This is a genomic window from Vibrio sp. S9_S30, from assembly GCF_014694455.1.
In the GTDB taxonomy this organism is placed as follows: Bacteria; Pseudomonadota; Gammaproteobacteria; order Enterobacterales; family Vibrionaceae; genus Vibrio.
Map to the genome: position 1 here is coordinate 1 of NZ_JAAUWT010000009.1, position 23,175 is coordinate 23,175.

A 23,175-nucleotide genomic window follows, 5' to 3' on the forward strand; every position below is an offset into this window, starting at 1 on the left:
AGTGTGTGATTATTACACTATTCTTATTGCATCGAATAGAACAGCACTCAGATTTGAATTTGTGGCAGTTCAATCATGGTTATGTAATTGATAGAAGTCGGTTTTTCTTAAAGTGACTGTCCCTGAGATATACTACTTTATTTTAAAGAATAGAATTAGCGAATAGAAAAAACACGAAATAATCTTGGGGATAATTCCAAATGAGATTGGAATGTAAAAATAAAAGGGACAAACACTTTTAGAAAAATCTTGAAGTGGAGCGATGGTTTTATATTGAGTTCTTAAACAAGGAGTTGACGTGAACAAAATACTGATTATTTTAGGTTTGCTAATTTTAAGTCTTCCAACTTGGGCAGTAGATTTAACTAACTATGAAGCTTTAAATGGAAAAGTATCCGTTTTAGCACCCAAGAGCTTTGCTCAGCTTTCGGATGAGCTGATTGAAATTAAGTACCCTTCCAAGAATAAGCCTATTGAAGTCCTCGGTGATGAAACTGCGAGCGTTACGTTGGCTTTTCACTATACAGATAAGCCATTAAAACCTTCTCAGATCATAAAGGCACATAAATATTTATCAGAATCGTTTAGAAAAAACTATCCAGAAGCAATATGGATAAGAGATGAAGTAGTAGAGAAAAATGGTCAAAAATTCATGGTGATGGAGCTAATTACGCCCACTATAGACACTAAAGTTCACAATATTATGTATGGTACTTCAGTCAATGAGCGGTATTTGACAGTTAACTTTAATACAACCGAAGAATTGTCTAAGAAGTGGTTGTCTGTCGGTAAAAAAATTATGGAATCGCTGTCTGTTTCAAGATTTTCCTATGACCTACAGTCTGAATATGACCGCCTTTTAAAAGTAGATGAGTTGGAACAATATCAGAAATTTCTAAGCATAAATATAAAGAATAGATACACAAATGCGATTATCTATTATCGAGACAAGGCCGCTCTAAATGAAGCTAAACGTATTGGGACAGTTGAGGCATTTGACGATTTCATAGCTGCTTACCCTAATAGTGATTGGTTGGAACAAGCAAAATACTTCAAAAATCAAGCTAAGTAGAGATGTGTATAGGAAAAATAGTTAAAAGTACTGGTGATACAAATAAGTGGGACAGTCCCTGAGGTATCCCCTTAAATTTGAGACAAATAGCAAATAGATTCATTTGGTTAGGAACATTCATGGTGCTTTGTGATCGCAAGTTTATCACCACAACAAATTTGCTTATCACCCTAGAAGGAACAGCACCATGAATGTAAATACTATCGTATCGCTTTTTCTCAATTCAATCTTTGGCAACATGCATAAAGCGAGAGCTAATGCACTGAGAGCCTGCGTTGAAAGTGTTCTTTCCGGTAGCTTTCTTTCTGTCACATCCATTGGACGAGGTATTTCTACTCATGCCTATGAAAAACACTCGATAAAAAGAGCGGATAGACTGTGCTCTAACCGCCACTTGAGTCGGTCAAAAATTGTTATTTATAAACATATTGTTACCCTGCTTACCTCCCACTTGAAGACTGCCATCATTCATGTTGATTGGTCTGATTTAAATAAGCAAAAAACACTCTTTCTTATCCGTGCCTCTTTGTCATTCGAAGGTCGAGCCCTAACGCTTTATGAAGAAGTTCATTCATTGGAAACGAAAGAGACCGCCAAGACACATTCTGATTTTTTGGTCATTCTCAAACTGTTACTACCGTCTTCTAGTCAACTTATTATTGTCACTGATGCTGGATGCCATTGTTGCGCATATCAATAGATGTTTGGAGAAACATGCTCGGGAAAATACTGGATGACCTATCGAATAATCAAAGGGTTACAGTTTGAGTTCGTGGGGATCCCTCAGGGACTGTCCTTTTATGTTTTATGTTTATGTTGGCGAATATGACAATGATGGCGATTAGGGAAGATAAGTTAAGATCTTTAAAACGGTTAATATTTGAAGTGTTTTCTTCAGGGAATGATGACGATCAATTCCAATATGGTGACTTTTGGCATATTAATAAGCGGTGGCTTAAAATAAGGAACTATGAAACCTTTATATTATATGAAGGTGGAATGAATATAGATGACGCAATTATTTCTTATATTAATAGGGATTTTTCTCAGGACTTTTACATACTCCCCGAAAAATCACTTTATTTAGATAGGCTGGATAGTGATTTCATACCTTTCACATTTAGTGATGCCGATGATTTCAGAAACTTTATGATTGAGAAAGATGGGTTGTACTATGAGAACTACATTTTATTCTCGTCAAGTTTTGATTTGATTCTCCATGTGTTAGAAGAGGAAGTGATAATTGTAACTGGTTTCCTTGGTAGGTTAGAATGCTACTTCAATACCAGCTACGAAGATATAAAGAAATATTTTTATGAACACAGTGGTTGTAATCCAAATGCTGTGGGAGCGAAATATTATTGGGGTGAGAATTGGTGGGGAAATAATGAACGATAAATAAAATAGATAGGCACTTCATTACGATTTTTTAAAAATAGATAATCATCAATGACATATTAGAAGATGATAATTGGAATTCTGTAATTAGAAGTAAAGTGGAAAAGGCTTTAGCAATTTTACTTACACTATTTAGTATTGTAGTGTATTAAAAACAGTGCAGTATCACTGGGAGGACAACTCAAATGCATCAATATACAGACGGGACAATCTTTATTCATGTAGATACTTCGTCTCACTGTGATTGTGTGTATCAAAGTCGTATGTATGGCATTTTATAGAAACGATAGCCAGAGACATGTCCAATACACACTAATACTGCGCTGTTAAAAGGGTTCTACTTTAATGCCGGTTAAGTAAATCTCTATATGGTTTTTCTAAAAGTGCCTATCTTTTATATTCTTTATTTTTTCTATTTTTACATCCTAAAATCGTCTATTCGCTCTCGTTTTTTAATCAAACCTCCAAGCATGAATTGATGGATAAACGCCAATTCATTAGTATTTCTACGAGCATACGTCTCGTATATTATGCCCCCAAAAAAAGGTGGCATAGACACTATAAAATCGGTCGCTATTCGGGTTGATGAGTGAGTCAAAAAAGGTAGGGTTCTCCTAAAACTGCTCTAGCTACGCTGGTTGATATTTTTATCTGCTCTTCAGCCCTTATGTAGCAAGAATGTTTATGTGGCTCGCACCTTGCCTCACTTGAGCGTTTGGAAGGAGTAACTCGATAACCCTTAAGCGATTGAGCTAAAATAATATTAAAGGAATTTAATAATATGAGAAAGAATCTCGTACTCTCTTTGTTCGTCATTGGTGCTTTATCAGGTTGCTCTTCCATTAGTGAAGAAGAATGCTTGCTTGGAGATTGGTATCAATTGGGGCTTCGAGATGGTCAAAAAGGTAAAAGCAATCAGGCAGCCGACTACAATAAAGATTGTTCAGAGTATTCTGTTCAATTGGATCTTGAACGCTATAACCAAGGTCGCAATGAGGGGCTAAAATCGTATTGTACTTACGAGAACGGGGTGGCTCTCGGTCTGGCTAATCAAGACTATTACAATGTTTGCCCTACGGAACTTTCCTCGCAGTTTTTATTCGGTTACACGCCGTACAATAATTTAGCGAAAGCTCAGTCAAAACAACAGCAATATCAAAGACTCATATATGATTATTCTGCACGGCTTAAAGATGCCAATATTAGTGATTCAGACAGAGTAACCTACCAATCAGAACTTTCTAAGACGAGAGACAACCTCGAATACGCCAAATATGATACCAAGAAGTACGAGATAGAATTAGAGTTACATAAAATAGAAAAGGAAAAGCAAGAAATAGTGAAAGAATTGTCGAAAAGTGATGTTTCGGCTACTCAAAAAGAGGATTTAAATAAACGTTTAAATGCTCTCAATAAGCAACAGAATGTTTATGAAACTCTACGAAAAGTAGGGAGGGGCGCTACTACTATCAAATCCATTGTTGACTTGTTTTAATACAGATGTGAATTGATGGGTCAACATCCATTCATTAGTATTTCTGCGAACTTATTTACCGTAATTTTATAATTCATTGAAATAAAATAGGAAAACGTAATATGAAAGCAAAAACGTTGCTTGCTGTAGCACTTGCTACCCTCTCTGTGTTTGTTCAGGCAGAGCAAATATTGGGATCTAAAACTGTTTTGAGAACGTTTTCAGAAGGTTCTGCTAAAGCGGGTTTTTATACGACGGAAGGGCTGCAAGAATGCAAGTGGGGCATTATGTATATAGATTTATCGACTGAAGCTGGAAAGGCGATATTCTCTCAAGTGCTTACGGCCAAAACGGCGGGTTTCAAAATCGTACGAATCGATTATTCGAAGTCGGGTGAATTGTGTACAGCCCGTGGGCTCCATATTCAGTGATTCCGTTTATTTGAAGCATAGAGATTGGAGATAGAATGGTTCTCCTCAGTTACTAGTTTCTTTAATGAGTAGGTAAAAGCAAATGAAAAAATACGCATTTCTATTCTCACCTTTGAAAGGGGTTGCATTTTCTTATGCAAAATACACCACCAAACAAGTGGGCAGTATTGGATCCGATAAAGAAGGTCATTCAGGTTCATATATTGGCGGTAATCGTATGTGTCATGCGGTGGGTAGAATGAAAACGTTTATTGCGGCTTTATTCTTCTCGCTTTTGTCTTTTCAATCGTTCGCTGACTGCAGCGGGTACAGTTGTACTGGCGTTAAAGTGAGCCGATTATACATTAATGCCGATGGGCACTCTGTGATTGGCACGTCTGGAAATGAAGCGAATTTAACCTGTGATGCCGGAAAAAGTGGTTACATCCAGCTAGATATTAGCAACAAAAATTATGATGCGGTGTACTCATTGCTCCTTGCGGCTCATACAACCGAGCATCCTGTCTGGATAAGGACAAACTCGGATTCAAGCACTTGTAAAGTGGTGTATGTGGTTTCAGATAAATAAAGGTAAATAGCTCATGTTAAAGCGTTTCTTCAACCGACAATCGGTACGTATTTCTATTTTAGTATTGCTGTCTTTTTCTTGTTTCAAAACGATGGCAGGAAGCTATACAGGTACTTTTCAACCATATTGGTATGGTGGTTCACTGTATATCAAACCGCTGTCAGTCGTGAAGACAGATGTTCCTTCCTGTGTGAAAAGGCAGTTATTGAGGTTACAAGAATTTGATATTTCGGGTGATGTCTTCAAATACAAATACTCAATGCTGCTTACTGCTTGGGCAGCAAATAAGTCGATAAAACTTGTTGGAACAAACAAATGTACTAATGAAGGCGATGAAATTATCTATGTCGTAAACTACCCACATTAAAATATGAAAATAACAAAAGCCAGCCATCGCTGGCTTTTGTCGTTTAAAGGCCCTTCTTTTTAATCTAATCGAATTTGGGTGGAGTCTCTTGCACCTTCGTTATCAGTTACTGTGAGCTTAACGGCGTCGATGTTAGCGGGTAGTCGGGTGAAAATGACAATGCCAAATTGAATATGTTTCTTACCCAATTTCCAGCGAGTCTTCACGATGTGCCCATCCGGATCGTAGCTTGTGGAGTACAGCAAGGCGTAATGCCCGAAAAGTGGGAAATAGCCGCCCTGTGCGACAGGCGGTTCATTGGCCGCTGCGACAATCTCTATCGTTTCTGAATGACTGGCGGTTGCACCTTGGTCATCAGTCACCGTAAGTACGACCGTATATTCACCCGCTTTAGAGTAGCGCCAGCTCGGGTTGGCTTCAGTACTGGTTTGACCGTTGCCAAAGTCCCACAAGTAACTAACAATCTGACCATCGGGGTCACGGCTTACGTTAGATGAAGTGACGTTCATGCCTTCTACTTGTAAGACGAAATCGGCTATTGGTGCGTTATTGGGTTTATCGTAAGAAACCTGTACCACGCCGTAGCTGTTATCGGGGGATTGATGGATCAATCTTACAGACAAACCATATTCCATCACTTTACGTCCAGCATGTGGGGCATCGGGAGAAGAATAGTCCTCTTTATCATCAAACACCCTATTGGGCATGAGGTTGGTGTCTTGCAGTACGTTGCCCTTCGCATCAACCAAAACGAGCGGCGAATTGTTTTCTAAAGAAAAGGCGGCATCGCGAACTTGGTAACGCGATCTTGCTACTTCACCATCAGACCAAATAAACGGAGTTTGGTCGGCATCGACAACCCCAAGCCAGCCTTCGCCTGGATGCAACCCAACCCAGTTGTCGGTAAAGGAATTATCGACATACCACACGAGCAAGCCCGGATCGTAAGAAATCAGCTGTTCAATTTTGCGAATATTCTTGAGCCCTTTGTCGACGCCATCGTGGCTGCGCCATTGGAGCAAGTAATAGTGGTCCGCTAGGTGGAAACCGTTATTTTTGCTGAAGCCACTGAAAGCAAATGTGCTCGTACCTTCGGCATCATCAATGCCACGTGTCTCTCCGTCGACCTCAAAAGTAATGTTATCAACGTACAGACCTTCCATAGCCAAGCCGCCATCGGTGACATAGTCAAACGTGAGGGTAATCTCGCTGCCTGCCCATGCCGATACATCAAAACTGGCGTCTACCCACCCTTTAGAATCCCCTGTAATAGCCGGCACCAGCCCCGTATTATAAGGGTCTTGAGTGGTGGTGATGTTCCCCGCGATTTGGGTGCCGTTTACCAATACTCGGGCGTAATCGTAGTCCACCTCTATCTGGTACCACGCTTTAAAAGAGAGCGTCACTGAACCACCGGAAGGAACGGTGAGGTTACGGCTCATGCTGTTGTTGAGGTTGTCTCCTTTTTGGGAGTAGAAAGCATACTCACCGTTAAACGGTTTTACGCCGTCGGATATTTTCGTGGGTAACTCTATTTTCACCATATTCGGGCGAAGGTTATCTGTGGTTTCAAATAACGTGAGGTAGCGAGGTTTCTCGGCTACGTCATCAAGTGAGAATTGTGTCGTGTTCAACCAGCGTCCGCCGATCGATTCTTGCAAGAACTCTTTGGCATAGGAACTGAAAGCAGTGGGTCGAATTCCACCGAGCTCGCCAGCCCAACTGCCGGAAGACATAATAGACCAATAGGCAACGGGTTCGCCTTTGCCTGATCTCTGTGTGTCATACTCGTCGGGTAAACCTAAGTCGTGCGCGTATTCATGTGCTGCGACCCCGACGGCAGCATCAAGCGGTTGAATGGTGTAATCAAATGCAGCGTATTGCCCATTGAAGCGATCAGGTAACGTACTGGAAGTGCCTGGAAGTAAGTAAACAGAGCCCAAGTCCCAACGGTGAGACCAAATCGCGTCTTCACCTAAAACACCACCCCCAGCTTCCTCACCGACCGAGGAGTGGAAGATCATAAGGTGGTCGATCAGCCCATCGGGTTCGCGGTAATCGCCATCGCCGTCGTAGTCGTATCTATCTTCAATGTCGTAGTCAGCTAAGTTGACACTCGGATCATTCGCAAGCTGGTTTAGCGCTTCACGCACTAATTCACGAGCATGACTGTCGTTACTCCCACCGTAATAAGCAGCATCTTTGGACGCTCTATACCACCCAAATCCCTCACCCGTCACCGAATAGGTTCCACCGGATTCTTGCTCGTAGTATTGCCTCATGGAAATAATATTTTCGCCATTTGGTCCTTCGTAGCCTGAAGGGGAAAACAACAAATTAGAGTAATGCGAAACTGGATAGGAGTCATAAAGCATATCGGTATGCTTATCGGTGACTCTGTTGTTATCCCACGGCAGGTCGGGAAAGTCGATCATCAAAGCGATGACTTTGTCCGTTCTTTTAATCGTAACCGAGCCAGGGGAAAAAGAAATGGCTTTCAGTTTCTTCCCTTTCTTATTTGCTAACGATTTAAAGATCTTATTTCTCTGCTCAAGCGCTTTTTTACCAAATTGAGCGTCGCCATTTTTATGAGAGTTAAGTTTTGTATTTAAGAAGTTATTTACTGCCTCTTCTTTTCCTATTTGTGTCGCATCTTTACTGAGTTTTCCAGAGCGAATAAGCATATCCGCTATTCTTTCTTCATTAACAACACCCATATCGACCGGAGTATTGGCGTAAGATATTCCACTGACTACTGCCAGCGATGAGACCAGCAGCATAGTGTTTTTAAAAGTTACCATTTTATATTCCTTAATGATTGTTTTTATTTACACTTCCTTTTTTTCTTTATTGTTCCCCCCGTAGTTGAGACTGAATGGATTTCAGACTATTGGATTCACTTTTATATGAGTGAACGATGGAAATATAATGTGACTATTTATTCCAAATTACCGAATATATTCTCGGCATAATATGTTTAATAAGTGGTGTTAAACTAGTTGAAGTATTTTTTTAAAATTTTGGTAATGGTTCTATTTCTTAAATATGAGCACGAAATGGGGTACGGTTTATGGTGTGTGTGTTGAAAATGGGATTATTTACATAAAATTTAAAATTCATTGCACAAATTCCAATGGATCAAAAAAGCCAGCAAAATGATGCTGGCTTAAATTTGTGGTTAAGTCATATACCCAGTGACTTCAAGTGATTTCAAGCGGCTGAAATCTGACCCTAATGCGTTAGCAATTAAAGCACGCGGCGCAATGCAAGAAAGAATCGGTCGATTTCAGCTTTGGTATTGTAGTGCATTAGCCCGACTCGCAAAATGCCGCCTTTGTCAGTCACACCTAGCGCATCGGTCAATCTATCGGCGTACAAATGACCGCTCCAAGTATAGATTTCCTGCGCGCCAAGATGGGTTGCGATTTCTGTTGGATCACGATCGCCGAATCGAAGGGCAAAGGTTGCGGTTCTGTTGGTTGAAGTTGGCTCACCAAACAATTCAATGGAGGGGCCTTCAGTGAGGTGAGCGAGAAAGTACGTCGTCAACGATTCTTCATACTGCCGAATATTCTCGTAGGCCGATTCCAATTGGGCTCTTAGGCCTTCCCCTTGTCCAAGCATTGCCAAATAATCCACGGCGGATGAAAACGCAGAGAGCGCCTCAAAGTTCAACGTGCCCGTTTCCCAGCAATTGGGTGCGTGGGTAGGGGCGGGCTCGACCTTAAAAGGTGTGTATTTTTCTAAACAGTCTTTGCGACCATATAGTACACCGAGGTGAGGTCCAAAAAATTTGTAGGCAGAACTCACCACAAAGTCCGCACCTAATGCGCTTACATCGAGGATTCTGTGGGGCAAAAGATGCACCGCATCAATGAATACAACACTGCCGTTTGCTTTTGATAATTGGGTGATCTTCTCAATGTCTACCAGTGTGCCAGATAAGTTACTGGCAGCCGTGACAGCGACCAAGCGTGTTTTTTCATTCAAGAGCGACCGAAACACCGCCAAGTCCAGATGACAGCTATTGTCGATAATGGGAATGTAATGAACTTTTACTCCCTTCAATTGTGCGGCCATTGCCCAAGACGACCGATTTGCCCCATGATCGGCGTCACTTAGAATGATTTCATCGCCAGCTTGCCAATCTTGGCTAATTGCACGGCTAAAATGAAACGTCATGGTCGTCATGTTCGCCCCAAAGACGATCTCATCTTTGGATGCCGCGCCAAGAAGTGATGCGGCTTTTTCTCTACATGAATCGACCAAACTCACCGTGTTGTGGCTCACCGAGAAGCGCCCCCCCAAGTTCGAATTACCTTGCGCTAAATACGCACCGTAAGCTTCGATAACAGAGAGTGGAAGTTGGGTGCCGCCGGGTCCATCAAAATAGATGGGAGACACATCATTTTGCTGCGTACTCAGCGCGGGGAATTGCTCTCTAAGGTGTTCAACACTGTCTTGATTAAGCGGTAAATACAAAGACATCACGTACTCCCTTTTCGCCTGCTACGCTAGAAAGCGTTTCTGAAATATGGTGGAAAAAGCGCGAATCATTGATCACCACAAACTGATTTTCTTCCAGCACGGTGTTTAAGTGCGGATGTTGATCGACAGGAGAAGCATAAATTTGCGTAAATCCGCCGGTGATGTTTTTTCGCTGAACGCAGAAAATGCCGACATATCGGTAGCCATCTTGGTGTATCCCTTCTGGTGCTGGGGCACTGGTGACATCCGAATGACAGGTAACACGTATTTGATGCACATCCACTACCGAATGGTCCTTGTCTGTGCCTGTTCTTTCCATAAACGATTTGATGAGATGCTGGAAGTGCGGCGTTGTCACCATTTCTTCATTCATTTTGGCGAAATCGCGCTCAACGCCCCCGACGACTCTATTGAATTCTGACGATTGCGTAAACGTAGAATGGGGGAGCCGAGTTAGCCCATGATTGGTTGATTGGAACCTCGCGTAAGAGCGATAGCGGTGATCGCTGTCGACATATCGGTCTGGTGGCAGTTGATCAAAATAAGATGAAAGGTGTTCAGCAATGTGGCTGGGGGTTTGAAAAGCTTCAATGAGAAACTTGTTTTCCATTTCCATTTCCATTTCCATGATGTGTCCTTATCGCTTTTTCAGTTAACATATAATTAACAATAAGACCATTATCCCGCTAAGTAATTAATTTTCAATTCATTGAACTAAATACAAACGTTAATTCTAGAATTAAAAACTGATCATCTTATTTTTTGGATTTTAATGCTGACTTTTATTTTATCTATGGATTAATCATCTTTAAAATTAACATAAATCGATATTAATAATAGTTATTCCGTAGAACGGTCTCCTTTTGCTGCCACGGAAAAGGGGATTGGGTTGCCCAAACCAGCCACTGTATTGCGTTTTCAATGTTGAGCTTAAGCGGAAAAATAATGCAGGGACCTTTTTCGCATCGATTTTCACACTTTCTCCCTAAAGTTTCTCAGTGAGCAGCCGATGCTTATTATTGAGACAAGCATTATTTGATAGACCTTTCGCTAATACAGTAAGCAGCGACTGTGATAAGTTTAGATTTATTGTCGCAGCAACACGCTAAAGTTTTAAAGAGCTAAAGTTTTCAAGATCTAAAGTTTTCAAGATCTAGAGTTTTTAACGGCTACGGCACTCGGTCGCTGAGTGAGAAACGGAGTATTTACCATCATGAGCCAGACATCTGTTGAACAAAAGCGTCGATACTATCGTCTGCGATACCCTAAGCAGGAAAGACCTGTACTAAGAATTAAAGATCAGTATTACCATATTTGCGAAGTGTCGGAGAAAGGCATACGAGTTCTAATGGCAAATGTGGCGTCCCTTTATCGTGGTCTCACTATGGCAGGAACTCTCCGTTTGCATGGCAACATGAATGTCTCTGTGGAAGGTGCCGTGTTAAGGTTCGATAACGATGAAGTTATCTTGCAATTGTCTAAAGGTCCCAGCTTAAAAAATATGGTGGAAGAGCAACGCCATATTAGGAAAAAGTACCCGACATTTTTCTCTAAACAGAACCAGAGCCCTTTCGCTGCCTAGTAAAAACTGCTTTACGCTTTTTCGCTCTACTCACATTCTAATGACATAACCCTGATTGACGCTGTCAATTAGGGTTTTTTGCTTTCCCGAAAGGTCAACACACCTAGGTACAAGAGGCATTGAAATGAAGTTTCCCTATAGAAACCCAACTCAAATCCATTTTGGTCAAGGCTAAATAGAAGCGCGATCAAAAGCGATGCCAACCGCCTCGAGTGTTATGTGGCTCCCGAGTAAGACAAACGTGACGCCGCTCCTTTCTTTTTCTGTAACTTAAGGAAATAATTGCCTAAATTATTTCCAAAATTAACAGAATTCAATGCGTAGTGATGACCTAATATTGTTCTATCAAGTGGTGGCTTTGGGCACGTTCAGTAAAGCGGCGGAACAAAACGACTTAACGAATTCTGTCGTGAGTAAAAGGATCGCGCGGCTTGAAGAAGAGCTCGGCGTACAACTGCTGTATCGCACTACCAGAAAACTCACCTTAACCGAAGCGGGAAAAGCCCTGTACCAAGGGGCGAAAAACGTGAATCAAGCCGTCAATGAAGCAATGGATGTGATTTCCGGTTTTGGGGAGAAGGTGAGTGGGCATGTGAAAATGTCGGTGCCGAGCATTTCTGGTGATCTTATCTTGGCGGATGCGGTTGCAGAATTCTGTAATATGCATCCTGGGCTGGCGGTCGATATGTCTTTGGATAATCGGTTTGTTGATTTGGTGGAAGGAGGCTTTGATCTCGTTATTCGAACAGGGTATCTGGAAGATTCCAGTTTGATTGCGCGTCATATTCTCGACTCGCAATGGTTAGTGTGCGCCTCTCCCTCTTACATTGCTAAAAATGGAAAACCGCTAAAGCCAGAAGATTTAACCAGCCACAACTGTTTACAATACGCTTATCAAACCACAGGTGCGTCTGATTGGGAGTTTAAATCTGCCAAAGGGAATTATACTGTCAAGGTGTCAGGATCGTTCTCCACCGATAACGCCACCGCGCTTCGTAAAGCGGCGCTGGGTGGGCATGGAATTGCCTATGTGCCTCGTTGTTTGGTGTACCACGATATTAGAAGTGGCGAACTTGTCGATATTTTCCCAGAACTGGTAGGGAAAAAGCTCGGAATTTACGCTGTTTACCCATTTACCCGACAACCACCCAAAAAAGTGAGCTTGCTCATAGAGCACATTCGCACTCGTTATTTAGCAATCTCACACTACTTTTAACCGTTAGCCTAACCCGTGGCATGCTAGCTTCTAGCTTCTAGCTTCTAGCTAATAGTTGCGATTGATCACCTCTAGGCTTTTCATAAAGCTTTTGAGGTGCTCTTTTTTTTGATATTCGATTTGGTATTTGTTATGGAAAAAAATAGACAGGGTGACCTGCGGAGTGGCTAAGTATACGGTGTATTCATCGTAACCTGTTCTGGCTTCAACGCCTTCGAGTACGTAGCCATTCTCGGATTTGCGTCCACTTTTCCTAATTTTATCCAATACCGTTAGAACAAAGAGGATATCTAGCTGGTTTTTCATCGTATTTCCCCTTGCTATGAAGGAACGTCATCATCGAATCCACGTGCTGATTAGGGGGCGGCATGCAACAAAGCAAAGAAACGATAAATGAAATAGTGTGCTCCGATATGCCAGTATGGGCCTACCGATACGATGGAAGCAATCTGCTTAAATTAACGCACCGCTTGATCGCCTATCTGCTTACATTTAGAGGGATATCATAACTCTTTCAATGCTGAACCTTGTCTACAGAAAGGTTTCACATTGCTGGCTTTTGTACTGCCAGACTGAATGTTGTGATAAAACTCATAGTCGTTTTTGCCATCACATTTGGCGGCATACATGGCTTTATCGGCACAGCGAAGTAATTCGGGAAGCTCAAAAGCGTCTTGCCCATATACCGACACACCCACACTTAACGTCACATAATTGACTTGATTGTTGACCTGATAACCATCGTTAAACAAAGACATGATACGACTTAGAATGCTTTCTAGTACTTGTGCATTGGGAATATCGTAGAGCAACACGACGAATTCATCTCCTGCGTATCGGGCGATGGAAAACTCATCTTTTTGTTCTTTTCTGCTTTTTGTGCGCAGGTTGTTAGCAAGCCTTTGCCCAAAGCTTTGTAAAACTCGGTCGCCAACGGAATGACCAAAATTGTCATTAATTTCTTTAAAGTTATCAATATCGATAAAGACCAACGCCGTAATTTTGGAGCTGTGTCTGAGCTCTCTAAGCTTAGGCTCTGCCCATTTCTCAAAACTCCATCGATTCGCCAATCCAGTAAGGGCATCTCGATAGGCCAAATCTTCAATGCCTTCTTGGTACAGAGACAGTACATAGTGATTGGTTTTGCAATATTGATAGGCAAAGTAATGGCAAATCGTTAAGAAGGCCAACATGCTTGTTAAGAAGCGCCCAACGGAAAACTCGGAATAGTCCGCGGATAAATAAGGGAAGTTGGGGGAAGTAAAGGCGACAACACAGAATACATAGAAACTCGTGGTGGCTAAAACCGCGCCTCTGACGGAGTTTACAAAGATGATGGTTGCCAGAATAGGGTAGATCCAATAAACAGAAGACTTGGACAACCCCCCCGTAAGAATCAGAACGATCGCATGGGTAACAAGAACAAGAGTGAGAATGTGGGCGGCTTGCGTGTAGTGTCCACGGCTAAGAAACCAAGCGAGATTGGAAAAAATAACCAATGCACTGATGTAGTTGATGGAGCCCTGAAAGTGATTTTCGTTACGTATACTTAGAAATCCGAATGTCGAAAGCAGAATAAAAACGATAACAGAGAGAACGATGAGAGTGCGTTTTCTGCGCAATAGCCGAACGTCTGCCATTTCTTCTAGCTTTCGACCTGCCATGTTGTACATGTATTTAGCCTAGCCTTTTCTATTATGTAGTTAAAAGCATAGTACACACGCACATAATTACCTCATAATTGTAGGGTTTTTTTGGCAATAAAAAATGCCCCTCATTGTTGAGGGGCATCTTAAACATTTAAGAGCTTGATTTTTCTACGTTATGCAACAAGGTCTTCATCAAGATCAAATGACGCATCAATCAGTTTTTGCGTGTATTCATGCTGAGGATTATTAAAGATTTCTTCTGCCGATCCTTCTTCCATGACTACCCCTTTTTGCATCACCATCACGCGGTCCGAAAGTGCTTTAACCACACTCAAATCGTGGCTGATGAAGAGGAAGCCGATGTTGTGTTTCTTCTGAAGATCTTTCAACAAATCGATAACGGTGAGCTGAACAGAGCGGTCAAGTGCGGATGTAGGCTCATCCAGAAGAATGAACGAAGGCTCAAGAATCAATGCACGGGCGATGGCAATACGTTGGCGCTGACCACCAGAAAATTCGTGTGGGTAGCGGTTAATGGAGTGCGGATCTAAACGGACTTCTTCCAATGCTCGGCGCGCTCGCGTCATGCGCTCGGAGCGGCTCAGACTAGGTTGATGCACCGTTAGGGATTCAGTAATGATATCGCCCACCGTCATGCGAGGGGAAAGCGAGCCATAAGGGTCTTGGAAAACCATTTGAACGTCTTTTTTCAGCTCAAACTTCTCTTTCTCTGACAGTGTGCTCATGTCGCGACCGCGATACGCAATCTTACCTTCCGACGGAAGTAAGCCAATTAAAGCGCGCCCTAGTGTGGATTTGCCCGATCCCGATTCACCGACAATACCCAGTGTTTCACCTTGTTTCAGTTCAAGGGAAATGCCTTTAACGGCTTCAAAGTATTGGTTCTTGCTCGGAAGAAAGTGAGATTTGATAAGGAACTTAACGCGAATATCGTCTGCTTTGAGAAGATTAATGGCGTCTTCTGCGACGGGATCTTTACTGCCATGCGGAATCGAGTTGATCAGCATTTTTGTGTAGTCTTCAGTCGGATTTTTGAACAATTCTGCGGTTTGTCCTTCCTCAACGACATCGCCTTGACACATCACGATCACGCGATCAGCAAAGTGTTTAACAACACCTAAATCGTGAGTGATGAATAAGATAGCCATGCCCATCTTTTCTTGAATTTCTTTAATTAGGTTAAGCACTTCTGCTTGAACGGTCACATCAAGGGCTGTGGTTGGTTCGTCCGCAATCAAGAGATCTGGTTCGTTCATGAGCGCCATGGCAATCATGATGCGTTGCAACTGACCGCCAGAGAATTCATGAGGATACTTGGTGTACGCCGTCTCTGGGTTGGGAAGATGAACAAGATTAAACAGTTCAAGTACCCTTTCTTTTGCCTTTGACTGGCTTACCTTGCGGTGACACATTAGGGCTTCTGCGACCTGAATACCAACACGCATGTATGGGTTCAAAGAGGTCATGGGTTCCTGAAAAATCATACCGATTCGATCACCGCGAATGGATTGCATTTCTTTTTCAGAAAGATCCAGAATGGATTTCCCTTCAAATTGAATATTGGCTTCAGCTGGAATAATCGAATTGTCTGGCAGCAAGCGCATAATCGCGTTTGTCGATACTGACTTTCCTGAACCTGATTCACCAACAATTGCCAATGTTTCGCCTTTTTTCAGGTCGAAATGAACATTCTTTACCGCATATACGGGACCATCGTTGGTCGTAAAAGTAACGGACAGGTCGCGAACGGTAAGAATTGGGGACTGTGACATTGAACTTCCTTATTAGGGTCTGTTGACCTTTCGAGATGATGATTACAGCAATTTGTGGGTGCCTTATACAAGGCAGGGCTTATTTGGTGTCGTTATTATTTGGTGTCGCTACGCTATAGCAAATAAGTGAGACCCTTTTAATTCAGTGTGTATACCGCGCTGGCTCTCTCGGAATACCGTTTTAATTGGTTGAAGTGATGGTGTGCTTTTTGAAGGGCATCCAGCTTCAATTGCCAACTGGCATGACGTTGAGCCACACAAAATGCCACAATATGGCGGAATATTGTTTCACTATGCTGGATCAGCGTGGATTCGATAGCACGAACAATATCATACTGTTCGAGCGCAAGAAACTGCATGTGCGCATAAGTCTGGTTGAGCAGGTCGAATGCTTCGCGTTGTTGCCCCATTTTGTTTAGGATTTCAGACTGGCTAATCGCCGCGTCTTTTAACCCCGCGAGCAGGCAGCTCATTTGGCATGGTTTGATGTCATCACTTTCAGCGGCTTGCGTAACATACATTGGGAGATGTTCTAATACATCGTTATACAGGTATTGTGCCTCAGGCCAGTGTCCTTGTTCTAGTAACTCTTCTGCTTTCACAAAGCGTGCCCAGCACTGTTCTAAATCCATATCCCGATCCCGTTTACACAAAAGTAGAAGAATAATTTAAATGAAAACCATTATCAAATGCAAATAATTCTAACTCCACTGCTAATAATAACGTTTTATCCTTAATAAGTGTTGTTTAGTGATGCAGATGGAATGGTTGTGCTCCCTTTGAGTCAATTTATTTAAGGGCTCATCCATTATGAATATAAGAGTGGGCTTCTCAAAAACAAGAATGTTATTGATAGTTTAATTAGTTGTTTAGTTTGTGTGATCAAAATAACGTGGTGTGAACGGAAAAGCCGATAGTATGGGGCTTAACAGCAGATTTGATGGAGGCTGGATAACCATGACACACCAAGTACAAGGAACTCAATTAGAGAAATTAAACCAGTTTCAAGATGAGCTATTGGGTTTATTTTCTGGCGTGTTTAATTTCGCCAAAATGGCGAGTTATCTGGTCGACGAGCAAGCGAAACCGATTTGCTATAAATCGGTTAAGATCCAACCTACCATGCATCGAGAATACCTCGATCATTTCTACAAAACCGATCCTCTTCACCCAACCAACTTCCGATTTTCTGGGGCTAAAGTGGTGAAAATGAGCGATTTAGTGCCAGCACAGCAACGGGCTTCACATACTTATTTCAAAGATTTTATTCGCCCATGGAAAATCAACGACATCATCGAGCTCTTTTTTCATGTGGATGGCAAGCTGGTGGCTGGTGCCGCTATGTTTGTCGGTAACAATCAAAATACCATGGGCACGGATGATGTGATGAAGTTGCACCACATGCATCGATACATCGAATTCTCACTCAATCAGAGTTTATCGACACCGGAATCCATGAGTTACCAAGCGTTTTGCGATCAATACTCCCTCACCGAGAAAGAACGATTGGTGGCGCAATTTGCCTTACAAGGCATGCCCAATAAAGCCATCGCTAACGAGTTATGTTGCAGTTTACCCACCGTGAAAACGCACCTTCAGCACATCTTCGCCAAAATGGAAATCAACAGCAAAGTCGAGCTGACCAGCTTGGTGTATCGCAACAATTGCACGGTGTAAGGTTTGCCCCTTAGTGTATCCAGTCATTTCAATCACTCTGTCTATTTCAATCACTCTGTCTATGGTTGAAATACAGATATGTTGAAATGCAGAAAAACCTGCAATGGTCATCATTGCAGGGGCTGAATCTTATCTCTTTTTCTTCTTTTTCAAAGAAAGGGCGTACACCACAATAGAGAGCAGTGTGAGCCCCAATAATGTTGCCGCGATTGGGCGCGTAACCAGTATCGATAGATCACCATCGGCTACCCCGAGTGCCTGTCGCATTCGCACCATAAACACTGGTCCTAACACCAGCCCAAGCACAATAGGGACTGCGGGAATGTCCTTCTTCCTCAAGACATAACCGAGCCCAGCAAATCCGAGCGCGATAATGGCATCGGAAAACTGGTAGTTCTGGCTGTAGCTGCCAATGAAACCCAATACTAAGATGAAAGCCCCGATGAACCTGCCACGGATGCGAGTGAGGTTAACAATCCACTTAGTGGCGAACGTTAAATACAAAAAGACCACCACATTGATCAGCAGCAGCGACAAATACAAGCCAGAAATAAACTCCGGTCTTTCGACAAAAAGGGTCGGACCGGGAATGTAGTTGTGCACCATAAATACCGCCAATAACATCGCCATTAACGCGTCGGCAGGAATGCCAAACGCCAGCAGTGGGATCATGACGGATGCCGTCACCGCATTGTTGGACGTTTCCGATGCGATCAGCCCTTCTTCAGCGCCATCGCCGAATTTTTCCGGTGTTTTCGAGAACTTTTGCGCCAAGGTATAAGAGAAGAATTGAGAGCCAAACTCCCCAACGCCGGGCAAAAGCCCCATCACCACGCCCAGTGCCGCGGAGCGGGCAACGGTCATTTTATGTTTTGCTAGCGCGATCAAGCCAGAAAAGTACCCTTTCCCTTCGAGTTTTGTGGTGCGGGCGTCGCCCCCTTTTTGGGAGAGCAGCACAAACGCTTGCGACATCGCAAACAACCCAATCACCGCTGGAACCAATGGAATGCCGCCAAGCAGCCATTCTTGCCCAAAGGTATACGTTAAGGTGTTGTATGAGCGATCCACACCAACGGAACCAAAAAAGATACCGAGCCCGAGCATCATAGCGGCTTCAAGCACTTGGTTGCGATGCGCTAACACCACGAACACCATGCCCAACAACGCCAGCATGGCAAACTCGGCCGAGCCAAAATGCGTCGCGACTTGCGACAAAATAGGTGCAAGGAAAACCAAAGAAAGAATGCTCACCAAGCCCCCCACAAAGGAAGCCGAATACGCGATAGACAGTGCCTTTTTCCCCTCACCTCGTTGGGTCATAGGGTAGCCATCGTAAGTGGTTAACACGGCTACGGGCGTGCCGGGGGTGTTCATTAAAATGGCGGGAATGGCTCCCCCATACCAAGCGCCGCCATACACCCCCACCAGCAAACTGACACCGGCTAATGGCTCCATTGAAAAACTGATTGGCAACAAAATGGCCATGACACCGGCAGGTTCCAAGCCGGGGATAGAGCCAATGGTCACGCCAATAAGCGCCCCAAGCAAAATGGCACTCAGTACGCTAACGGTTCCGACTTCTGCAAGCCCTAACATTAATGATTCCATGTTATCCCCTTACAGATATTGATTGGCAAACAGCGACCAAGATTCAGGCAACAGCCCGTATAACCAAACATCCGGTAGCCAAAGGTTCAACAGGACTCTAAAGATGATCATAACAACAGCCACACCAAGTATGCTCATGATCATCCAAAAGCCATCCAGTAATCGGCTGACCCACAACAAAGTGCAAACAAAAAGCAAGGTGGCGGGCGCAAACCCCATAATGGACAGGGAATGAATGTAAAGAGTAAACAACGCGCCAGCGATAATCGCGACACGATAACTGGCGATGGCATTGGCACCGGAATCCAGAGCACGAATCGGGTGAAAAGAAAAACGCCGGACGTGATGCAATACTTTGAGCAGAGCAAAAATCACAAAAACGGCCAACCCCAGCGCCGGTCCCATCATGGGTTGAGTGTACCAACCACGTTTGGTTGTCACCCACGATGCTTGCTCGGGCAAGGACCACAGCAAGAGCAGACCGCACACAGCAAAGAAGACGAAAATGCCACACGCCCCTGTTTTTGCCTCGTCGTGGGTGCTTTCAGGCGTGGATTTGGTGGCGAGAGAATGGGGATCAGAGATCATACTGCACTCCTTGCAAGGGGGCATTTCGCCCCCTTTCGATTACTGATTCATAAAATTAAGCAGGGCTCTCGCTTGTTCAAAGTCTTTTGCCAAAAGGGCTTCTGCATCCTTACCCCCGAGCCAATAGATCCCCGCCCCCGTATTCATGCTGATGTCCTTAACACGATCGGCTTGAAGCGCCTTTTGAGCGATACTGGCGATTTTGTCTTTGATGGCTTGAGGTGTGCCTTTCTTCACAAACAGACCATTCCACGTGGTTTGAGTAATGCCCGTTTGCTCGGCTAATGTCGCGACATCAGGCGAAATGGAAAGGCGATCGCGGCTGATCGACGTCAGCAATTTTACCTCGCCCGAATTTAAGCACGCCAGAATGAGCTGAGTTGTGGTGTTGATGACATCCGCATCGCCATTTGCCAAGGTGGAACAATCCAGCACATCAAATGGCGCATCCGAAGAAAACGTGATCCCGATTTGATCAGCGGCTTTAAACGTAATGGCGGTCGGTAAAGCCTGATAGCCAAAATGCCCTAATGTGACTTTGTTGCTTTTCGAGTAAGCCGCCAGCTCCTCAAGATTGTTATAAGGCGCGTTCGATTTCACCGCAATAGCAAACGGGTAATCAAGGAATATCCCAACAGGCTCGAAGGTGGTTTCGTCAAACGGCGCGGCGCCGTACAACACTTGCGTGGTAAGAATATCGGCAACGAAAGAGCCGATCACCAACCCATCAGGGCGAGAGCGGGAAACGTCTGTCGCCCCGACCACGCCGCCGCCGCCCGGCTTATTCACAACGGACGCAGGCTTGCCCGTTTCTTTCGACATTTCTTCCGCAATCACCCGCGTGAGAATGTCTTCCAGATCGCCCGGCGGCCATGGCACCACAAACTTAACTGGTCGGGTGGGGTAATTGGTGGATAGCGCTGCAAAACTGGTCAGAAGACCAGCCGCAATAAGCGCAGCCTTCATGGCTTTCGTTACACGTTTCATAAACTTCCCTTTTAGTGTTTAGTCGATAAGTCTCAAGTAAACAGTCTCAAGTAAACAGTCTCAAGTAAACAAGTCTTAATTAAACAAGCACTTAGAGAACAGCCGTTTCGCTGACTTATCATCGAGTTAATTTGCGTTTCGCTGACTTTTATTCGGTTAACTTATCTTTTGGTTAACTCACTCTTGGTTCACTCTTTGTTGGCTAACTGACGCTTGGTTGAGTGGAACGATGAGTACAGGAACGTCACTCTGGCTGATGACTTTTAGAGCAGTAGAGCCCAAAAACAGACGCGATATCGCGTTTGCTTCCCTGTCTCCCATCACAATCAATTGCGCACGGTGCTTCCGAGCGCTGGATAAGATCACCTCATGCGGTTCGCCGATTTGCGTTTGAATCTGGGGTGGCTGTGGCAATACCGTTACGTTATCCAGCTCGCTTTCCAAAAAAGATTGAATGCGTTGCTGAATGCGTGCTTGCGCCTCAGCCATGATTTGGTCGGTATGCTTTTGGTTCACCTGTTTAGGGAGGTAACTCACCATGACTTGTTGAGTCAGCTCTCCGATGGGGGGGATCGCGTGAAGAAATACGATGTTGGCATTGTGCGCAATGGCCTGCTTTACGGCTGTTCGAAAAGCGGGGCGGCTGCCCTTTTGCAAATCCGATGCGTAAATAATCGTATTAATGTCCGTCAGCATATCCATTGCCTCTGCATTTTCTCTATTGAACCATTCAAGTTCATCCCGCAGGGATCAGGTATCAACCATTGGGATGAGCCAACTATTACCCTCTGTTTTTCAAGGTAAAAGTCATCTGAAAGGTCAGCAGAGCCTAGCGATTTATATTGACCAATTGAGGCTGGGTATTTTCCAGTAACCCTTCTTCACCGAATTCCACACCAAACCCCGACATCTTGTTCCCGCCAAAGGGCGCATGGGGCAGGACTTCGGCATGCCCGTTGATCCACACCGTACCGCACTCCAATTTTAGAGCAACCTGTTGAGCGTGTTCGGTATCGCTGCCCCATACTGAGCCACCGAGCCCCAAATCACTGTCGTTGGCGAGTTCAACCGCTTGCTCGACTGTTTGATATGGGATCACGGGCAACACCGGACCAAATTGTTCTTCATCGACCAACCGAATGCCGTTAGACACATTGGCGACAATGGTCGGTGGGAACAGGTAACCTTCATCGCTCACTGGCTTTCCACCTGTCAGCACCTTGGCACCTTGGGCGACGGCGTCGTCGATGAGCGCTTGTACTTTGTTGAGTTGATTCAGGTTTTGTACGGGGCCAAAGGTCACGCCTTCCTCTAAACCGCTACCCACTCGCTGTGATTGTGCAATGTCAGTCAGCGCCTGACAGACGTCATCGTATTGGCTCTCGTGCACGTATAAGCGTTTTAATGCCGCGCAGGTTTGCCCCATATTGAGGAAAGCGGTTTGGAATAGCCCCTGAGCAAAGGCGTGTACATCGCTATCGGGTAAGACAATCGCCGCGTCATTGCCGCCGAGCTCAAGCGTTAGGCGTTTCAAGTTGCCCGACGCTGCACTCATGATGCGCTGCCCTGTTGGTGTGGAACCCGTAAAAACAATTTTATTGATGCCTTTATGTTCGCTGATCGCTTGTCCGAGCTCGCCGCCACCGGAAACCACATTAATCACACCGTCTGGCAGCACATCCGCCATGATCTCCACCATGCGAAGGGTGCTGAACGGCGTCAGCTCAGAAGGTTTGATGATCACACAATTTCCGGTGCGCAACGCCGGCATAACATGCCACACCGCAATCATCAGTGGCCAGTTCCAAGGGGTGATAGACGCCACCACGCCGATCGGCTTGTGGTGCAGCTCGATGCGTTTGGTGTCGTCGTCCTGAATCACTTTTACGGGTACGTCGGTGTTGGCCGCGTAGCGTGTCCACGCCACCGCGCCACCCACTTCCATTCGTGCTAAGTCGAGGGGTTTACCCTGTTCTTCCACAATCAGAGTAGCGAGCTCTTCCATGGCGGCTTCCAGTTTGTCGGCAATGTCCGTCAACATGGCTTTGCGCGTCATGTGGCTGACACTTTTCCAGCTTTCAAAGGCCTGTGTTGCCGATTCCACAGCTAGGTTGAGCAGCGCTGAAGACGCTTCTGGCGCGTTTCTCAGCACTTGTCCTGTTGCGGGATTAATGACAGGGCGTGGTGGCAGATCACCTGTGTGTTTTTGGCCATTGATGATCATTCCAAAGCGGTTATCCATAACAAAATCTCCTGATGTTGATTGAAAGCGTAGTA

Annotated in this window: 22 protein-coding genes; 10 read left to right on the forward strand and 12 right to left on the reverse strand. The window is 44.3% G+C overall.

Features of this window, described 5'->3' with window-relative positions:
• Nucleotides 1–298 precede the first annotated feature (298 nt).
• The 7 genes from HC752_RS12020 to HC752_RS12050 all read left to right on the forward strand — a co-directional run bounded on the left by HC752_RS12020 (nucleotide 299) and on the right by HC752_RS12050 (nucleotide 5,310).
• On the forward strand, nucleotides 299–1,072 hold the full coding sequence (locus tag HC752_RS12020; protein ID WP_190335371.1) for a hypothetical protein: 774 nt from the start codon (nucleotides 299–301) through the stop codon (nucleotides 1,070–1,072).
• A 187-nt stretch (nucleotides 1,073–1,259) separates the two neighbouring features.
• The gene (locus HC752_RS12025; protein WP_190335372.1) at nucleotides 1,260–1,772 is read left to right on the forward strand and encodes a hypothetical protein; all 513 of its coding nucleotides are present in this window, start codon (nucleotides 1,260–1,262) and stop codon (nucleotides 1,770–1,772) included.
• A gap of 125 nt (nucleotides 1,773–1,897) precedes the next feature.
• Nucleotides 1,898–2,470: a hypothetical protein gene (locus HC752_RS12030; protein ID WP_190335373.1), complete on the forward strand. Its 573-nt coding sequence runs from the start codon at nucleotides 1,898–1,900 to the stop codon at nucleotides 2,468–2,470.
• Nucleotides 2,471–3,251: 781 nt separating this feature from the next.
• Nucleotides 3,252–3,965 carry a DUF2799 domain-containing protein gene (locus tag HC752_RS12035; RefSeq protein ID WP_190335374.1) on the forward strand — a complete coding sequence of 238 codons (714 nt, stop codon included), beginning with the start codon at nucleotides 3,252–3,254 and terminating at the stop codon, nucleotides 3,963–3,965.
• A 101-nt stretch (nucleotides 3,966–4,066) separates the two neighbouring features.
• Entirely contained in the window at nucleotides 4,067–4,375 is a 309-nt protein-coding gene (locus HC752_RS12040; RefSeq protein ID WP_190335375.1) for a hypothetical protein, read from the forward strand.
• Nucleotides 4,376–4,457: 82 nt separating this feature from the next.
• Nucleotides 4,458–4,943, forward strand: coding sequence for a hypothetical protein (locus tag HC752_RS12045; RefSeq protein ID WP_190335376.1), 486 nt, complete (start codon nucleotides 4,458–4,460; stop codon nucleotides 4,941–4,943).
• Nucleotides 4,944–4,956: 13 nt separating this feature from the next.
• A complete protein-coding gene (locus HC752_RS12050; RefSeq protein ID WP_190335377.1) occupies nucleotides 4,957–5,310 on the forward strand; it encodes a hypothetical protein in 354 nt (117 codons plus the stop codon).
• A 59-nt stretch (nucleotides 5,311–5,369) separates the two neighbouring features.
• Here the strand turns inward: HC752_RS12050 and HC752_RS12055 are convergent, their stop codons facing one another.
• The 3 genes from HC752_RS12055 to HC752_RS12065 form a co-directional block, all read right to left on the reverse strand.
• Nucleotides 5,370–8,111 carry an immune inhibitor A domain-containing protein gene (locus HC752_RS12055; RefSeq protein WP_190335378.1) on the reverse strand — a complete coding sequence of 914 codons (2,742 nt, stop codon included), beginning with the start codon at nucleotides 8,109–8,111 and terminating at the stop codon, nucleotides 5,370–5,372.
• A 445-nt stretch (nucleotides 8,112–8,556) separates the two neighbouring features.
• Nucleotides 8,557–9,798, reverse strand: coding sequence for a cysteine desulfurase-like protein (locus HC752_RS12060; protein WP_190335379.1), 1,242 nt, complete (start codon nucleotides 9,796–9,798; stop codon nucleotides 8,557–8,559).
• A complete protein-coding gene (locus HC752_RS12065) occupies nucleotides 9,776–10,414 on the reverse strand; it encodes a 2OG-Fe dioxygenase family protein (protein ID WP_190335589.1) in 639 nt (212 codons plus the stop codon). The genes HC752_RS12060 and HC752_RS12065 overlap by 23 nt, the downstream gene beginning before the upstream one ends.
• A 597-nt stretch (nucleotides 10,415–11,011) precedes the next feature.
• Between HC752_RS12065 and HC752_RS12070 the strand changes: the two genes are divergently transcribed.
• Nucleotides 11,012–11,380, forward strand: a complete 369-nt coding sequence (locus HC752_RS12070; protein WP_190335380.1) for a PilZ domain-containing protein — start codon at nucleotides 11,012–11,014, stop codon at nucleotides 11,378–11,380.
• A 316-nt stretch (nucleotides 11,381–11,696) separates the two neighbouring features.
• On the forward strand, nucleotides 11,697–12,596 hold the full coding sequence (locus tag HC752_RS12075) for a LysR family transcriptional regulator (protein ID WP_190335381.1): 900 nt from the start codon (nucleotides 11,697–11,699) through the stop codon (nucleotides 12,594–12,596).
• Between the two features lie 48 nt (nucleotides 12,597–12,644).
• Here the strand turns inward: HC752_RS12075 and HC752_RS12080 are convergent, their stop codons facing one another.
• From HC752_RS12080 to HC752_RS12095, 4 genes are all read right to left on the reverse strand, one after another.
• Entirely contained in the window at nucleotides 12,645–12,902 is a 258-nt protein-coding gene (locus tag HC752_RS12080; protein ID WP_190335382.1) for a DUF3081 family protein, read from the reverse strand.
• A gap of 197 nt (nucleotides 12,903–13,099) precedes the next feature.
• Complete coding sequence (locus HC752_RS12085; protein ID WP_190335383.1) at nucleotides 13,100–14,269, reverse strand: GGDEF domain-containing protein; 1,170 nt, start codon at nucleotides 14,267–14,269, stop codon at nucleotides 13,100–13,102.
• A 149-nt stretch (nucleotides 14,270–14,418) separates the two neighbouring features.
• Nucleotides 14,419–16,038, reverse strand: coding sequence for an ABC transporter ATP-binding protein (locus tag HC752_RS12090; protein WP_190335384.1), 1,620 nt, complete (start codon nucleotides 16,036–16,038; stop codon nucleotides 14,419–14,421).
• A gap of 137 nt (nucleotides 16,039–16,175) precedes the next feature.
• On the reverse strand, nucleotides 16,176–16,670 hold the full coding sequence (locus HC752_RS12095) for a hypothetical protein (RefSeq protein WP_190335385.1): 495 nt from the start codon (nucleotides 16,668–16,670) through the stop codon (nucleotides 16,176–16,178).
• Between the two features lie 325 nt (nucleotides 16,671–16,995).
• Here HC752_RS12095 and HC752_RS12100 point away from each other — a divergent pair, with 325 nt between their 5' ends.
• Nucleotides 16,996–17,715, forward strand: a complete 720-nt coding sequence (locus tag HC752_RS12100) for a helix-turn-helix transcriptional regulator (RefSeq protein ID WP_190335386.1) — start codon at nucleotides 16,996–16,998, stop codon at nucleotides 17,713–17,715.
• Nucleotides 17,716–17,844: 129 nt separating this feature from the next.
• Here HC752_RS12100 and HC752_RS12105 read toward each other — a convergent pair whose 3' ends face one another.
• The 5 genes from HC752_RS12105 to HC752_RS12125 form a co-directional block, all read right to left on the reverse strand.
• Complete coding sequence (locus HC752_RS12105) at nucleotides 17,845–19,323, reverse strand: tripartite tricarboxylate transporter permease (RefSeq protein ID WP_190335387.1); 1,479 nt, start codon at nucleotides 19,321–19,323, stop codon at nucleotides 17,845–17,847.
• Nucleotides 19,324–19,332: 9 nt separating this feature from the next.
• Nucleotides 19,333–19,911 (reverse strand): hypothetical protein, encoded by a 579-nt coding sequence (locus HC752_RS12110; protein WP_202987895.1) that lies wholly within the window; start codon nucleotides 19,909–19,911, stop codon nucleotides 19,333–19,335.
• Between the two features lie 39 nt (nucleotides 19,912–19,950).
• The gene (locus HC752_RS12115; RefSeq protein ID WP_190335388.1) at nucleotides 19,951–20,898 is read right to left on the reverse strand and encodes a tripartite tricarboxylate transporter substrate binding protein; all 948 of its coding nucleotides are present in this window, start codon (nucleotides 20,896–20,898) and stop codon (nucleotides 19,951–19,953) included.
• A gap of 177 nt (nucleotides 20,899–21,075) precedes the next feature.
• Entirely contained in the window at nucleotides 21,076–21,600 is a 525-nt protein-coding gene (locus HC752_RS12120) for a universal stress protein (RefSeq protein WP_202987896.1), read from the reverse strand.
• A 127-nt stretch (nucleotides 21,601–21,727) separates the two neighbouring features.
• On the reverse strand, nucleotides 21,728–23,140 hold the full coding sequence (locus HC752_RS12125) for an aldehyde dehydrogenase family protein (protein WP_190335389.1): 1,413 nt from the start codon (nucleotides 23,138–23,140) through the stop codon (nucleotides 21,728–21,730).
• Nucleotides 23,141–23,175 lie beyond the last annotated feature (35 nt).